14 protein-coding genes are annotated in these 16,453 nt (G+C 39.0%); 6 read left to right on the top strand and 8 right to left on the bottom strand.

Annotated elements, in window-relative coordinates; all coding sequences use genetic code 11:
* Positions 1-27: 27 nt before the first annotated feature.
* The 4 genes from C228_RS0104100 (at position 28) to C228_RS0104085 (ending at position 3,289) form a co-directional block, all read left to right on the top strand.
* Complete coding sequence (locus tag C228_RS0104100) at positions 28-717, top strand: aspartate/glutamate racemase family protein (protein ID WP_018651424.1); 690 nt, start codon at positions 28-30, stop codon at positions 715-717.
* A 25-nt stretch (positions 718-742) separates the two neighbouring features.
* Positions 743-1,195: a hypothetical protein gene (locus tag C228_RS13285; protein ID WP_018651423.1), complete on the top strand. Its 453-nt coding sequence runs from the start codon at positions 743-745 to the stop codon at positions 1,193-1,195.
* Positions 1,196-1,412: 217 nt separating this feature from the next.
* Positions 1,413-2,867, top strand: coding sequence for a decarboxylating NADP(+)-dependent phosphogluconate dehydrogenase (gene gnd, locus C228_RS0104090; RefSeq protein ID WP_026313182.1), 1,455 nt, complete (start codon positions 1,413-1,415; stop codon positions 2,865-2,867).
* Positions 2,868-2,959: 92 nt separating this feature from the next.
* Entirely contained in the window at positions 2,960-3,289 is a 330-nt protein-coding gene (locus tag C228_RS0104085; RefSeq protein ID WP_018651421.1) for a putative periplasmic lipoprotein, read from the top strand.
* A 59-nt stretch (positions 3,290-3,348) separates the two neighbouring features.
* On the opposite strand, the gene cysZ is transcribed toward C228_RS0104085, so the two are convergent.
* On the bottom strand, positions 3,349-4,230 hold the full coding sequence (cysZ, locus tag C228_RS0104080) for a sulfate transporter CysZ (protein WP_018651420.1): 882 nt from the start codon (positions 4,228-4,230) through the stop codon (positions 3,349-3,351).
* 120 nt (positions 4,231-4,350) lie between these two features.
* On the opposite strand from cysZ, the gene zipA reads away from it, so the two are divergent.
* Entirely contained in the window at positions 4,351-5,343 is a 993-nt protein-coding gene (gene zipA, locus C228_RS0104075; RefSeq protein WP_018651419.1) for a cell division protein ZipA, read from the top strand.
* A 64-nt stretch (positions 5,344-5,407) separates the two neighbouring features.
* Positions 5,408-7,456 (top strand): NAD-dependent DNA ligase LigA, encoded by a 2,049-nt coding sequence (ligA, locus tag C228_RS0104070; RefSeq protein WP_018651418.1) that lies wholly within the window; start codon positions 5,408-5,410, stop codon positions 7,454-7,456.
* Between the two features lie 154 nt (positions 7,457-7,610).
* Here the strand turns inward: ligA and C228_RS0104065 are convergent, their stop codons facing one another.
* Genes C228_RS0104065 through C228_RS0104035 form a run of 7 tightly spaced genes read right to left on the bottom strand, consistent with a single transcriptional unit; the run spans position 7,611 to position 16,452 of the window.
* Complete coding sequence (locus C228_RS0104065) at positions 7,611-9,716, bottom strand: polysaccharide biosynthesis tyrosine autokinase (protein WP_018651417.1); 2,106 nt, start codon at positions 9,714-9,716, stop codon at positions 7,611-7,613.
* Between the two features lie 27 nt (positions 9,717-9,743).
* Positions 9,744-10,901 carry a polysaccharide export protein gene (locus tag C228_RS0104060; protein ID WP_018651416.1) on the bottom strand — a complete coding sequence of 386 codons (1,158 nt, stop codon included), beginning with the start codon at positions 10,899-10,901 and terminating at the stop codon, positions 9,744-9,746.
* A 43-nt stretch (positions 10,902-10,944) separates the two neighbouring features.
* A complete protein-coding gene (locus tag C228_RS14035) occupies positions 10,945-12,153 on the bottom strand; it encodes an exopolysaccharide biosynthesis polyprenyl glycosylphosphotransferase (RefSeq protein WP_018651415.1) in 1,209 nt (402 codons plus the stop codon).
* A 1-nt stretch (position 12,154) separates the two neighbouring features.
* Positions 12,155-13,288 carry a glycosyltransferase family 4 protein gene (locus tag C228_RS14765; RefSeq protein WP_018651414.1) on the bottom strand — a complete coding sequence of 378 codons (1,134 nt, stop codon included), beginning with the start codon at positions 13,286-13,288 and terminating at the stop codon, positions 12,155-12,157.
* Positions 13,289-13,294: 6 nt separating this feature from the next.
* Positions 13,295-14,302, bottom strand: coding sequence for an EpsG family protein (locus C228_RS0104045; protein WP_169334418.1), 1,008 nt, complete (start codon positions 14,300-14,302; stop codon positions 13,295-13,297).
* Between the two features lie 49 nt (positions 14,303-14,351).
* On the bottom strand, positions 14,352-15,245 hold the full coding sequence (locus C228_RS0104040) for a CgeB family protein (protein ID WP_018651412.1): 894 nt from the start codon (positions 15,243-15,245) through the stop codon (positions 14,352-14,354).
* A 13-nt stretch (positions 15,246-15,258) separates the two neighbouring features.
* Positions 15,259-16,452 (bottom strand): oligosaccharide flippase family protein, encoded by a 1,194-nt coding sequence (locus tag C228_RS0104035; RefSeq protein WP_018651411.1) that lies wholly within the window; start codon positions 16,450-16,452, stop codon positions 15,259-15,261.
* Position 16,453: the final 1 nt, after the last annotated feature.

The following is a 16,453-nucleotide window of genomic DNA, read 5'->3' as shown; positions in this document are numbered from 1 at the left end:
ATTCGACCGATTGCGTAAGGAGAAAGTATGAAAACACTTGGCATTCTAGGTGGAATGAGTCCGGAAAGTACGGCTTCTTATTATTTGAATATCAATCGAGCAGTCAATCAGGCACTAGGCGGTAATGCCAGTGCTAAGATCCTGATGTCTAGTGTCGATTTTGCCGAAATTGTCCAATGCCAGAAAAGTGGTGATTGGCACAAAGCTGGCGAAATTCTTGCGCAACAAGCTAAATTACTTGAACAAGCAGGAGCGGAAGGTATTTTACTTGCTACAAACACTATGCACAAAGTGGCTTCTCCGATTGTCGAAGCAATTTCTGTACCGTTTTTACATATTTTGGATGCGCTTGCAGACAGTGTAAAAGCGAAAGGTTTAACCACTGTTGCTTTACTAGGCACTGCTTTTACGATGAGCGATAATTTTTATGTGGATGGGTTACGACAGCGTGGCATCACGCCGTTAGTCCCTGATGAGCAAACGCAACAAGGAATTCACCGCATTATTTTTGAAGAACTATACATAGGGCAATTTTTACCACAGTCGAAAGCATTTTATCTTAAAACAATTGAAAAGCTAACCGCTCTCGGTGCTCAAGGCGTTATTTTAGGTTGTACGGAAATCGGTTTATTAATCAATCAATCGGATTCAGCGCTACCGTTTTTTGATACAGCGGAATTGCATAGTGAAATGGCTGTAGGGTTTGTATTAAATTGATAATATTAAAATTTTAGATATTGTGATGAGCGACATATTTTCCTTTTTAGGTATATTAATTGCTGTCTATGCAGGTTATTGGGGATATAAAGGGACTAAATTGACATCTAATAAGAATGATGATGAGCAATGGGATTATTTGGTTAGTCATTTAGATGATGTGAAAAGTAAAGATAAGATATATCAATGTTTATTATTAAAATCTATCTCATTCTTTAAAGGCTTTAACTTTGGTGAAGGGTATTTACTCACTAAATTTGCTCTTCGAGAAAATATAACATTGTTTGAATTGAATGAAATATTAAAGCTTAGAAAGAAAAAGTATTTAAAGTACTCTTATAGATATAATAGTGAGGTCGATTTATATTTATCTCTAAAAGCCAGAAAGAAATATAGCATGATGTTATTTATAACAGCAAACCTTTTTAAGATAGACACTAGAAAAGCTATAGAGAATTTCTGTCTTAAATATAATTAGTGAAGTGACAACCTAGCACTTACGTACTAGGTTATACATAGTATTGCCACGCTTATTGCCACGCTGTGGCAAATGAAAGATTAAGTTGGTTGTAGGGCAACCATACAAATTTATCACTCCATACGTAGTTAGTGTGGGGAGCAACAAGCGGTCAATTTTGCAAAAAATTTTACAAATTCGACCGCTTGTAACGAATCAAAACCAACAGGAGAAAACAATGTCAGTAAAAGGCGATATTGGCGTTATCGGTTTAGCGGTAATGGGTCAAAACTTAATTTTAAATATGAACGACAACGGCTTTAAAGTGGTGGCGTATAACCGTACCACTTCAAAAGTGGATGAGTTCTTAGCAGGTGCGGCGAAAGGTACGAATATTATCGGTGCTTATTCGTTAGAAGACTTAGCGGCGAAATTAGAAAAACCACGTAAAGTGATGTTAATGGTGCGTGCTGGTGAAGTGGTGGATCAATTTATTGAAGCGCTTCTTCCACATTTAGAAGAAGGCGACATCATTATTGATGGTGGTAACTCAAATTACCCTGATTCAAACCGTCGTGTTAAAGATTTAGCTGCGAAAGGTATTCGTTTTATCGGTACTGGCGTTTCAGGTGGTGAAGAAGGTGCGCGTCACGGGCCTTCAATTATGCCGGGCGGTAACATTGAAGCGTGGGAACACGTTAAACCGATTTTACAAGCGATTTCAGCGAAAACCGATAAAGGCGAGCCTTGCTGTGACTGGGTAGGTAAAGAAGGTTCTGGTCACTTTGTGAAAATGGTTCACAACGGTATCGAATACGGTGATATGCAGTTAATTTGTGAAGCTTACCAATTCTTAAAAGACGGTTTAGGTTTAAGCTACGATGAAATGCAAGCGATTTTCCAAGAGTGGAAAAAAACTGAATTAGACAGCTACTTAATCGACATCACCACAGATATCTTAGGCTATAAAGACGAAGACGGCACACCGTTAGTTGAGAAAATCTTAGACACCGCAGGCCAAAAAGGTACAGGTAAATGGACCGGTATCAATGCGTTAGATTTCGGTATTCCATTAACCTTAATCACTGAATCGGTATTTGCTCGTTGCGTATCTTCATTTAAAGATCAACGTGTGGCAGCTTCGAAATTATTCAACAAAACCATCACGCCGGTTGAAGGTGATAAAAAAGTGTGGATTGAAGCAGTTCGCAAAGCGTTACTTGCCTCAAAAATCATTTCTTACGCACAGGGCTTTATGTTGATTCGTGAGGCGTCAGAAAACTTCGGTTGGGACATCAACTACGGTGCGACCGCGCTGTTATGGCGTGAAGGTTGTATCATTCGTAGCCGTTTCTTAGGCAACATTCGTGATGCGTATGAAGCAAATCCGGACTTAGTATTCTTAGGCTCGGACGATTATTTCAAAGGTATTTTAGAAAATGCGATGGCAGACTGGCGTAAAGTGGTGGCGAAATCGATCGAAGTGGGAATCCCAATGCCGTGTATGGCGTCTGCGATCACCTTCTTAGACGGCTACACTTCAGAACGTGTACCAGCAAACTTACTGCAAGCGCAGCGTGACTACTTTGGTGCGCACACTTATGAACGCACCGACAAACCACGTGGCGAGTTTTTCCACACCAACTGGACTGGTCGTGGCGGTAACACCGCCTCAACCACTTATGATGTGTAAGATATCTCTGAACTAATTGCTTAGAGAAGCTTCTAAAAAGCGGGTAATAAATGAATTACCCGCTTTTTTTCAACTCAAATTAGGATTTCACTATGAAAAAATTACTCGGTATTTCTACTTTGGCGGTATTATTAGCAGCATGTTCATCACCAAATGAGCCGTCTCAAGTCTCTCAAGTGGCGGAAACAAATTCGCTTTCAAAAGTAGAAGAAGCGCTAAAAGCTTGCCAAGAGTCTGTCGGTGAAAGCAAAGATCAGATTAAATTTGATGCTTGTATGAAAGAAAAAGGATTTGAAAGACCGGCAGCGCAGCAGGAACAGGCTGTGCAACAAGTGCAAGAAACGGTAAAAGAAAACGCTACGATGGCAAAATCGGAAGCTAAAAAAGCAGTTAAAAAGGTGAAAAGCACTAAAACTAAATAACTAAAAAGCCTCTCGAATGAGAGGCTTCTTTTTGCAAAAAACAGCAGAAATCAGACCGCTTAGTGGGGCGTAATATCACCACTACGTACGTCAGGATTTACTACGCCAGAATGTGTTTCTGTACTGAGTTCTCTGCTTGGTTTTGTGGTGTAGTCCGCACTGTCAAAATCACCGGTTTTCCCTAACATAAAGTTACGGTATTCTTCTACCCACATTGCAGTTGCACCGCATACGGCAACAGGCATCACAACTAAATTCACAAAAGGTAAAGCGGTAAAAATACTTACAAATGTGCCAAAGGTGAAATTTAAAATTTTGCGTTGCCCAAGAGCGTTACGCATACGTTTAAAACTGATTTTATGGTTATCAAACGGGTAGTCACAATATTGAATTGCTAATAACCAAGTGCCGAAAATAAAAGTTAATACAGGCACCGCAGTTTGTCCGATAACCGGTACAAAACTTAATAAAAACAACGCAATGAAACGAGGGATGCTATACATCATCTTTTGCCATTCACGTTTTAGCATACGCGGTACGTCTTTTAGCATTTCCATCATCGTCATATTATTAAGCTGTTCACCAGTCAATTGTAGTTCAACTTTTTCCGCTAGCAACGCATTAAACGGGGCGGCAATAAAATTGGTAATGGTAGTAAAGGTAAAGTAAAACAGCATAATTAAAGACAGCACGGCAAGCGGTACTAAAATAATGGTTAACCAATCCAACCATGACGGCATAAAGCTGACGATCCAATCCGCCCAACCTACAATATTGCCAATAAAAAACCATAGCAGTGCAATCATCAATGCGCTATTAATCGCAATGGGAATTAATACAAATGGCAGGAGTTTGCGCTGCAGCATAAGCCTCCAGCCATAAATAAAGTAATGAAACCCTAAGCCTAAATCGCTTTGCGGTTCGTTAAATGCAGATGACATATAGATTCGATCCTTAATTTGTTCAAAATCTGGAAAGAAATATGTTAAGCTACGCACATTATTTTCGCAAATAGTGAAATTTAAATTTTGTAGATTATCTTAAGTGAAAGAGGACCCCAGATGGAGCTTCATATTCTTTTCTTTATTCTCGCCGGCTTATTAATTGCCGTGTTAATCGGTTTCAGTATTTGGTCTGGACGTCGTGAGAAATCACGTATTTTTTCCAATACGTTTTCAACTCGCCCGCCGGCAACACCGATTAATAATGTTGTGTCGGATATGCCAGCATCGCTTAACCCGCAACAATATAATGCGCCTGCATCAACTTCTCATATTGAAGAAGCAGAGAATCCGGTGCAAATACAGCAAGAAGTCGAAAGCACATTACGCGAAATTAAAATTAATTTACCGGGGCAAGAAGCGAGCGTATATCAAAACGAACCAGCCGTACCGATTTATGGTACAGCACCTATTCAGCCTGTAGTGAAGCAGCAAGTGGCTTATCAACATTCAGTTGAGCCAGCATTTACCCAAGCACCTCAATCACCGATTGCTGAAGCAACTTCAGTATTAGAACAGTCTGTTGAAGAATTAGAGCGTCAAGCCGCATTGGGTGAAGTAGATATTTATTCTGATGCATCGGTACGTGTTGAATTAGCGAAGAATTCAGTTCAGGCTGAAGCAGAACAAACGCAAGAGCCGGCAGTTGCAGAAAATAATATGATTACCCTTTATGTTGTTGCATCGGAAGGGCAGCAGTTCCGTGGTGATTATGTGGTGCAAAGCCTTGAAGCGTTAGGTTTCCAATATGGTGAATACCAAATTTTCCACCGTCATCAGCATATGGGCAACAGCGCATCACCGGTAATTTTCAGCGTGGCGAATATGATGCAACCGGGCGTGTTTGATTTAGCTAAAATTGAGCAGTTCTCAACCGTAGGTTTAGTATTGTTTATGCACTTGCCGTCAGAAGGTAATGATGCAGTGAACCTCAAATTATTACTCAAGACGACAGAGAATCTCGCACAAGCACTCGGTGGTTTTGTGTTAAATGAACATCGAGAAATCTTTGATGAGCATTCACGCCAAGCTTATTTAGCTCGTGTAAGCTAATTTGCAAAACTTTTAGCATAAATGACCGCTTGTTAAGCGGTCTTTTTTATCGAGAATTTTCCCAATGTCTTTATTATCACAAATGCAAGCTCAAGCGGACACGATTTTCGCACACTTAGAAGCTTTACGTCAAAAATTACGAGAATACGAATACCATTATCACGTGCTAGATAATCCGTTAGTGCCGGATGCGGAATACGACCGCTTAATGAATGAATTAAAAAATCTGGAATGGCAACATCCGGAATGGATTACTGCAGATTCGCCGACCCAACGTGTCGGTGCGAAACCGTTGGACGGTTTTGCACAAGTGACACACGAAATTCCAATGTTATCGTTAGATAATGCCTTTTCTGATGAAGACCTAGACGGCTTTTTACGCCGTATGGAAAGTTATATCTCAGAAGATCCGCTTTCACTTTCTTTCTGCTGTGAACCGAAATTAGACGGTTTGGCGGTCAGTATTTTGTATGTGGACGGTGTGTTAAGCCAAGCAGCAACACGCGGGGACGGTACAACCGGCGAAGATATTACCTCGAATATTCGTACTATTCGTAATATCCCGTTAAAACTGAATATGGATGACCCGCCGGCACGCTTAGAAGTGCGTGGCGAGGTGTTTATGCCGCAAAAAGGCTTTGAAGAACTGAACGAACGTGCGTTGGAAAAAGGTGAGAAAACCTTTGCTAACCCACGTAATGCGGCGGCAGGTTCATTACGTCAGTTAGATCCGAAAATTACCCGTCAGCGTCCGCTCGTGTTAAATGCTTACGGGATTGGGGTGTATGAATCGGATGATGAATTACCCGCAACCCATTTTGAACGTTTGCAATGGCTGAAATCTATAGGTATTCCGGTAAATAACGAAATTCGTTTAGCAAAAGGACGTAAGCAATTACTTGCGTTTTATGCGGATATTCAAGCGAAGCGTCCAACATTGGGCTATGACATTGACGGCACAGTGTTAAAAGTGAATGACATTGCTTTGCAGGAGCAACTCGGTTTTATTTCTCGTTCGCCGCGTTGGGCGATCGCCTATAAATTCCCGGCACAAGAAGAAATGACGGTACTGAATGATGTGGAATTTCAGGTGGGAAGAACCGGTGCGATTACTCCGGTAGCGAAATTAGAACCAGTATTTGTTGCCGGTGTGACGGTAAGTAATGCCACTTTGCATAACGGTGATGAAATTGAGCGTTTAGGCATTGTCATCGGCGATACGGTGATTATTCGCCGTGCTGGAGATGTGATTCCGCAAATTGTCGGGGTGGTGATGGAACGCCGTCCGGAAAATGCAAAAAAAATTGAATTTCCGACCGCTTGTCCGGTCTGTGAATCGGCGGTGGTGCGTGTTGAAGGCGAAGCGGTTGCTCGCTGCACCGGCGGCTTATTCTGTGGTGCACAGCGTAAAGAGGCGTTAAAGCATTTTGTTTCTCGTAAGGCGATGGATATTGATGGTGTCGGCGAGAAATTGATCGAACAATTAATGGAACGTGAGCTGGTGCATACACCGGCAGATCTATTTAAACTTGATCACACCACTTTAATGCGTTTGGATCGAATGGGTGAGAAATCAGCGCAAAATGCGTTAAACAGCATCGAAAAAGCGAAAAATACCACTTTAGCTCGTTTCCTATTTGCATTAGGGATCCGTGATGTCGGTGAAGCAACAGCACAAAACTTAGCGAATCATTTCCATAATTTAGAGGCAATTCGAGTGGCAACCTTTGAGCAATTACAAGAAGTGCAAGATGTCGGTGAAGTGGTGGCAAATCGTATCGTGCGTTTCTGGCAAGAACCGCACAATGTTGCTGTGATTGATGATTTAATTGAACAGGGCGTACATTGGCAGGATGTAGTTCAGGCTGAAATTGCGGATAACCCGCTAAAAGGTAAAAATGTGGTGTTGACCGGTACCTTGGCTCAATTAACCCGAGATCAGGCAAAAGCGCTCTTACAAAGTTTTGGTTGTAAGGTGTCCGGCTCGGTTTCAAGCAAAACCGATTATTTGGTTGCCGGCGAAAAAGCCGGTTCAAAATTAGCGAAAGCGCAGGAGTTAGGGGTTAAAGTCTTAACTGAACAAGAATTGGTCGATTTAATGTCAGCTCAATAAATAAAACCACGGAATACACTGATTACACAAAAAAGTTTTTGAAGGGCTAAGTGTTCCGTAGCAAACGGCTAGTAGAATTTTATAGAAATTTAACCGCTTGTAAGCTTTAATTATAAGAAAAGCCATCCGTGATAGGATGGCTTTTTTTGTTCAATTATTGATAACGATTATTAGCGGTTGGTTTAGTACAGTTCAGAACAAAACCATTTAATTTTACGCTAGCTCTTTCAAAATGCTGCAGTGTTGCTTCTAGCTCAGGATGAGTTGTCTCTTCAAACCTACCGACTAAAATTGTCGAGCCTGCATAGCGACCGATAATTGCGGCGTCACTTGAACTCAATACCGGCGGTGTATCAATAATGACTAAGTCATAATGTGTATTTGCCCATGATAGAAGTTGTTGGAAACGCTCACCAAGTAAATGTTCGGAGAGATTTTCCGTGATTTTACCTTTTGAGATTACATCAAAAGGCGCATTAGCCGCAGAACTTACTACCGACTCGAATGATAATGATTGGGTTAAGGCTTCGCCAATACCATTTTTATTTTCGGTATTAAATAGTTTGTCTAAATAGCTATAACGTGTATCAACATCAATCAGTAAAACTTTTTTGCCTGATTTCGCCACGATATTGGCTAAGTTTGTAGCGATAAAGGTATTACCGGTGCCATACGAAGCACTTGAAACCATTAAAACTTTATTTTCCGCTTCTTGCATTGCAAAGTGAATATCTGCTCGTAAGCCACGAATCGCTTCAATTGCTGCATCTGTCGGTGCGCTTTCTGATAATAATTTTGCATTATTTATATTTAAACGCCCTTGTTTGAATTTATCAAATGAGAAATTCGGCTGCTTCTTGCTATTTGGTATGCTGGTATAGGCAGTCAGCCCTAATTTTTTCGCCATAGCCGGTGATTGAATCGTACGGTTAAATAGCGCTTTAATTAACGAGATGATAAGCCCTAATACAAATCCTAAAAAGCCGGATAACAAAGTCGCCACTGCTTTGCTTAATACGCTTGGATTCGGTAGTACTTGAGCCGTATCCAGAATGCGCGCATTTCCGACCGCACCGGCTTTAACTACATCCAGCTCCTGTAATTTATTAGAAAGCTGCATATAGATTTGCTGATCAACTTCAAGTTCACGGTTCAAGCTGACCATATCTCGTTGAGTTGCCGGTAGATTTTCCATTTCCTTAGCGATTTTTGCTTTTTCATTACGTAAGGTTTTTTTCTGGTTTAATAAGGCAACATAAGTTGGGTGGCGCTTAGTAAACTTCTGAGCGATTTCACCTTCTTTAATGGTTAAAGCGTTTAAATCCGCATCAATACGTACAAGGCGATCTAAGTAAGACTTCGCTTCTAAATCTAAGTCGATAGAGCTATTGTCTTCTTTATACTTATTTAAGCTGTTTTCCGCTTCAACTAATTTTTCTCTTACTTCAGGTAAGCGATTTCGAAGTAGTTCTAAGCTTTTTGAGGCTTCAGCCGCATTTTTATGCGCATTTTGTTGCACATAACTTTCGGAAACGCTTTTAATGATATTTTTGATATCTCGCTGGTTTTCACCACGGATAGCAATTTCAATCACACCGGTTTGTTTACCTTTTTCATTAATATGTAAACGTTGTTGTAATCTTTCTATTGCCGCCAGTTCTGCGATCTTTTTCAAACTAAAGCGTTGCCCTGCATTGCCGTGCAAGATAGACACTTTAAATTTAAGTTGATCGTTAGCGTAAGAACGATTAACCAATCCTTCTAAAATTAGTGTTTCGCCATCTTTGTGATAGAGACGATACTCCCCCTTATTTGCTCCGATTTCGAGAACTAACTCTTCTAAATCCTCATTTTCAGGGGTAAATTCAGTCACAAAAATATCTGGCATATAACCTGAAAGATTTTCAAGCCCTTTGCTGATAAAAGGAATTGAGCGTATCGGTTTTACTTCTGTGGTCAGATTGAGATCCTCAACGGTTTTTGCCAGAACTAAGCGAGATTTAATCACCTCAATTTCAGTATTCGGTGAAGACTCTTGCGTAAAACCATCGGACAGTTCTTTTAAAATATTACCCGACTTCTTTTCATCAACCTGCACAACCGCATTCGCGGTATAAACAGGTGTAGAAAGAGTACTGTAACTTAAACCTAAGGTGGCACAAACAATGGTGCAGAATAGGAGCAGATACTTATTATCAAGTAATACATTGATGAATCTCATTAAATCAATATCATCATTTCTAGTGTCTTTGTTATTCATTCCATTACCTTTTTGATTGAGGTTTTATTACCAATTCTTAATGCGAAGTGTACCTTCGGTTAAATCGTTAAAGCCGGTAATTGTTGGTAATACTTGGGTGATCACACGGTTCCAGCGGGTAAGTGGTGCTGTTGTAACATAAACGACATCGTACGGTTTCAAGAAGAATTCGGTTCCTAAAATATAAGAGGTTGGGTTGGTTACGTCCAGTTGATAGATATTTGCCACTTTTTCGATTTGGTTACCATGATTATCATCAACCAACTGTTTTGAGCCTCTTTCTCCTCGGATAACGAAAATGCCGGTTGCATCGGCTGCGAGTTTATCAATACCTCCGCTAGCGGAAATAGCTTCGGTTAAACTCATACCGTTACGCCCGATTTTTAATAATTGCGGCGCTTGTACTTCTCCTATTACAAACACTTTTTGCGCATCATTACGTGGAATATGAATAATATCGCCGTCGGTTAATAAGCGGTTTTGTGTAAGATCACCTTTCTGTAACAGCGCTTCTACTGATACGATTTCATCTTGTCCACGATGAGTAATCGTAACGTTATTCCAATCCGCATCAGCAGAAAGTCCGCCGGCTTTATTAATGGCATCAAGCAAAGTTAAAGGTACATTGCTGATGAATTGTTGTCCCGGATTTTTCACTTCACCAGTAACGTAAGCCTTTTTAGACTGGAAAGAAGCGACTGTTACTTCCACTTGCGGCTCCATAATGTAGTCGGCAAGGCGGCTAGTGATACGCTCACGAATTTGGTTGACGGTTAAGCCATTTACTTTAATTGTGCCTACATAAGGGTAAAAAATCGTACCGTTCGCATGGACTTGGTTACCGCTATCCGCTGCCGAGCGATAAGTCCCAGCCGGCGTAGTTAGCTCTGGGTGATCCCAAACAGTGACATTTAATACGTCACCGATCCCGACGTGATATTGATAAGCCTTGATTTGCTGATCCAGTGCGGGATTGTTCTGTGCGCTCGCTTTGAAAGGAGCGAGTTCTTTCAATAACTGTGGGGTAATCAGATAAGCATCAACCGCTTTATCGACATCAAGCGCTTTACCCTTTACTTCTACGTTTTTATAACGAATCGGAGAATAACTACTCGGAAAAAGAGAGCAACTCGCCAATACTAAAGAAGCGGTAAGAATTGAGAGTTTTTTTACTAATTTCTTCATAAATATAATACTCTTTTGCAAAAAATAGTCGAAAATAGACCGCTTAGCGGGCGCCAAAGCCGGTTAACATGGTTTGGATCGTCTTAAAGAAAATTAATACGTCAAGCGCAAAAGAGAAATGTCTAATATAGTAGAAGTCATGTTCAATTTTCACTTGCGTTTCATCTTCCGTTGCAGCGTAACCATGTGTTACTTGCGCCCAACCGGTAATGCCCGGTTTTACAATATGGCGGTAGTTATAAAACGGAATATTTTGGTCGAACTGTTCCACGAACGCTTTTTGTTCTGGGCGCGGGCCGATTAATGCCATATCGCCTTTCAGTACATTGAAAAATTGCGGCAATTCATCAATACGTGTTTTACGAATAAATTTACCGACCCGAGTGACACGTATATCGCCTACGGTTGCGAGTTTTGCGCCGTCTTTTTCCGAGTCTTTACACATACTTCGGAATTTATAAATGCTAAATTCTTCGCCTTTCTGACCAATACGTTTTTGAATAAATAGTACTGGTCCTTCGCTTTCTAACTTGATCAGAATTGCGGTAATCAGCATCACAGGTAATACGATTGGGAAGCTGAGTAAGACTAATACGGAATCAATAAATTGCTTAGTTCTTAAATAGGCTACTGAAGGTTGAAGTGAACCAAGGTCATTTTCATACATATGAGTAATTTTAGTACGCCCGGTAAGTGATTCACGGATTTGGCGCACGTTATAAGTATTAACACCCGCTAGTGTTTGTTTTGAGATAAAGCGTTCCCACTCATCGGTTAATTTTGGTGAGTACAGGTCTGCAACAAGCGTTTGCATATTTGAAACAACTTGATTCGGAGCTTCGAGTTTTACCCAATTTATGTTTGGGATTTGTTCAAGATTTTTAGCTTTACCTAATGGAATATAGTGAATGGTCGGATTTGGACCGCTATATTTCATTCGGTTCGACCAATAATCTAAACCAATCACCAATAGGATATGCCAAACAAAATAAGCAACAGAATAAGTTACTTGGAATAAAGTGATGACAACTAAACTAAAGCTATATGTTACGATTACGCTTGGTAATAAAATGAGATTCTCATATTTACCTGGGTAATTTGATAATTTATGTGAAAGTAATAAGTGGAATACATAGCACACTGCCCCGATAAAAATACTGTGCGAAATAAAACCTTCCGGTAAATCGGCAAATATACTTAATATGAATGCAGGTAGAAAAATGGCAATTACGCCACAAATAATAAATCTCATCTTAGCTCTCCTCTAGAATAGAAATCAGTTTGTCGTTGACTTTGGCGATATCAAATTTTTGTTCGGCCATTTTGCGGCTCTCAATGCCCATGTTGAGAATTTCCTGTTTATTTTTAACAAAATAGCGCATTGCTTGTGCAAGTTCATCAACCGAGTATACTGGCACTAATAGTCCGTTTTTACGATGCACAACGGTTTCTCTACATCCCGGTACATCTGTCGTAATAACAGCTCGGCCGATTGCCATTGCTTCTTGGGTACTTCTTGGTACGCCTTCGCGATAAGACGGCAATACGAATATCGAACTGTTAGCAATCACTTCTGGGACGTTATCTACATAGCCAAGATATTCAATAACACTGTGTTTGATATAATCGTCCAATGCATCTTTTGATATTGCAAAAGGGTTACCTTCATCAAAGCCACCAATAATAGTGAAGCGTGTAGTTGGATATTCCGCTTTGATTTTTTTTGCCGCTTCAAGATATTCAAAGATCCCTTTTTCTTTTAATAGGCGAGCGATAAATAAGAAGGACACTTCTTTTGTGATATCTACTTCTTGGTAGCCAAATCGTTTCAGATCGACACCAATTCCCCCGAGGATCGCCGTAGATTTTGTTGAAATACGATAGCTATCAACTAAATCTGTTTTATCATCAGGATTTAAGAAAATTAGCTTATCTAAGAAAGGAAGAGACACTTTATAAAGTAAGATCTGAATAGCCTGAACAATCTTTGCTTTTTGAGTTTTTCCTTCTTTATAAGGCGTAAATGCATTACCTAAGCCTTCAATCATGCCGATTACTTTAGGCACTCGAGCGAGTTTTGCAGCCAATGAGCCAAAAATAACTGGTTTGATAAAGGTGCTAAATACGATATCAGGCTGAAGCTGTTTTAGTTCCTTCATAAGAAGATAAACTGCTTTTAAATCTTTAACTGGATTCATTCCTTTTGGATTGATGAAATGCGCCTTAGGAATTGCTCCCCAATCGTTGACTTCTTTTTGCTCCTTTTCCGTATAGCCATAGGCATAACAATAGACTGTATAACCTCTGTTCACTAATTCAATAACTAGTTCTTTACGGAAATTAGTAATCATAGAGGCAACATTGCCGACAAGTACGATCTTTTTCATAATAAGCTACATAAATAAAACATTTCTGTAATCGAAACAGCACAAAGCATAAGGTGAATAATTTATCCAAATGAAAAATAGCATAGTATTTTCAATAATTAGAGCAATTAAAAATAATGCTTTTAATTCAAAGGATTTTAAATATTCAAAAAATTTTCCGAATACAACAACGTCGAAAATCACAAAATAAAGATTAAAACGGTCAGCAATGGTTGAGTAAACAAAGCTAACGGGTAAGAAAATTAGAATTAAAATACACATTAAATCTAATAATCGGTAAGTATTCGGATAGCTTTCCACAAAAATATGTCTTTGCCATAAATAAACGGCAATAGGCAATAAATGGAGGGCAATCCTAAATACCGCACCTGCAGAAGATAATTCACCGGAGGTGTATGCACTTTCTCCTTGCGAAATCATATAAATGATATAGAAAGAAAAAAGAATCACGAATAAAGAATATAAATAAAATATTTTATTCTTATAAAATTTCGAGTTAATTAATGGTAAAAATGCGAGAAAAATAATTGCGGATTTATGAAATAAATAGGCAAATGAAATCCACACGAAAAATTTCCATTTTTTCGGGTTTTGTGCAAATAAAGTTGAAAATGCATAACATACTAAACCTATTGCGGCAGATTGACGGGTATACCCCATACCTACTGCGATAATGGTGTAGGAAAATGCAATCAGAAATGCAAGAAATAGGTGTTCAAATCGGCGAGATAATTGGTAGAAGCCAATGATCAAGCAGAATGCGCAAACAAAGTTAACAAATGAAATAGAATAATTTAATTGATGAGCTAACCAGTTAAAAAAACCATATCCATATTCGGATGAGCCGGCTACTTTGAAAAAACTATCTGCTTTATATAAGTCAAAAATATATAGGTAACTGAACCAGTCACCACCTACTTCAAATCTTCCACCAATAAAAATAAAAATAAATGCGGAGAAAATAAATAAGAAAATTTCTCCACCTTTATTTTTAGGAAGATTTACGAGGTTCATGACAACAATGGTTGCCCAAATATACCAATATATAAACATAAATACTTATTTATTTGTTTTCTAAAATGTGGGTCAAAAATTCCGTGAAGTGACAATTGTCTAGAATAGCTTCCCAAGAATACATAGACATATTGATACAATGATTTTTATCTTGCGATAAATCGCATTGTTTAGCGTTTATGTTTTCAAGCCAAATTGGTTCATAGCCAATTTTTTTGCAAAATTCTTCAACCCAATAATAACGATTTGAAATCAAGCGTAATCCTGATGCTAAATATTCCAACGTTTTTGTGCTAGTTTGAATATTAAATGGGTACGCATCTGGTGTGTAATTTAATCCAAAACGCGCATTAGCATAAATTTGCGGTAAGTCGGTTCGATCGACTTTACCTGTCATATAGATGCCAGCTGATTTTAAAATTTCATAGGTTTCATTATCGACTTCGCCGACTACAACCGCTTTATAGTATGCAGAGAGATTAATCAGACTCTGAATCAGCCCCGTTCGTCCAACAATGGATCCTGCATAAACCACATCGTATTCGGGATGCGGATTTGGCGTTTGAAAGAGTGCCGAATCAATGCCCATATCTCGATAGATATAAGGAATGTTATCGGAGAAACCAAACTCTTTTTTCACAATTTCATTAAGAAATATGCGCCCTTGTGGTTTTGTATTAGCATATTTTTTAATGAAATTTTTTACACTGGAATATTTAGGCATTGAAAGACTTTGGTATTCATGTATTTCTAATGCCGATTGCGGGGCATACCGTTTCCAAACAGGACGCATTCCCAAAAAATAGATATTAATATCGTTATTAGGATCTAAATTTTCTTCGTAATCTAACTGAACTAAATGGTTGCGTTTAGTTAAGTAATCTTGATAAGCAAAGGCCTCTGGGGTATAGGCCTGCCTTTTTAACGTAATGCCGATTTTCAATTGTTATTACCACCTAAATAATGCCAAGCTTAATATTTTCTTTCCGATAATAATTCCACACTAAGGCTTTGATCATATTCACGCCCAGTGCCGTGGAGATAGCCGCACCGATAATGCCGTATAGATGAACTAAGAATACGCATAAGAGAGCGCTAATACAGAAAACAACGGCTTGATATTTCAATAATATCTTTTTATTTTCCGTATAGCTGGCGAGTGTCATTCCAAATCCCCATATTTGGGAAAGCGATACCCCTAACATTAAAATCAGTAATGAAGCATATCCTTCGTATGTATTTTCAACACCGTAAAGATAAAACAAGAAATCACCAATTACCGCACTTACTGCGGCAATTGAGAAACTAAATAAGCATAAGAAAACCGTGTATTTTTTAGTGTAGCTATAAAGTTTCGTATATTTCTGTTGTTTATATAAATTGACGATATTTGGTGTTACCACCGCCATTACAGAAGCGGAAAAGTAAGAAATTAGCGCCATAAAGCTGTAACAAATGACATAAATTCCTACGGCATTATCATCAACAAAATAAGAGAGGATAATACGGTCGAATTGAGCATTAAGTAGTACAAAAAGTGCCGATAGTGTCGGGATCGAGCCGTATTTCAGCAAATCTTTATAGCGATAAGCGGTCGATTTCGAGTCATTTGAGTCATTTTTTACATATTTTTTAGTTAAGCACGCAGCAAATAGAAAGAGCGCAAAAGTAGCATAAAAATACAACCAGAAGAAATTTACGTCTTCCATAAAATAGCTAAATACCAAGATAAAAATTAGTGGTAACAAATAACGTAACCCGTCATCAATTGAGGTATTGAGATACTGCATCTGGTTTACGATAAAAATAGAGGATTTAAAGTAGAAGAAAGAATAGAACAGCACTACAAATCCTATATACCAAAGCCCGAATTCAAACTGAAACAGCCAAACGGAAAAGGTGGTAATCAAACATGAAGTCAATGCCCAAAAACCAAGGAATTTCGGGCTAATCATACGTTGATTAAACTCAATAATGCGAACATAATTCCCCCAGTTGGCAATTAATGAAAGAATCAAAATATAGGTTGTAACTAACCCATATTGACCTAACACATCAACCCCGAAATATCGAGAAATTGCCATACCTAGCAGTAATGATGACCCAGCACCAATCACTTTTAGTAAAAGTAGGAAAAATACTTTTTTCATT

It is taken from the genome of Actinobacillus capsulatus DSM 19761, from assembly GCF_000374285.1.
In the GTDB taxonomy this organism is placed as follows: Bacteria; Pseudomonadota; Gammaproteobacteria; order Enterobacterales; family Pasteurellaceae; genus Actinobacillus; species Actinobacillus capsulatus.
This window is presented reverse-complemented; position numbering and strand designations above follow the sequence as displayed.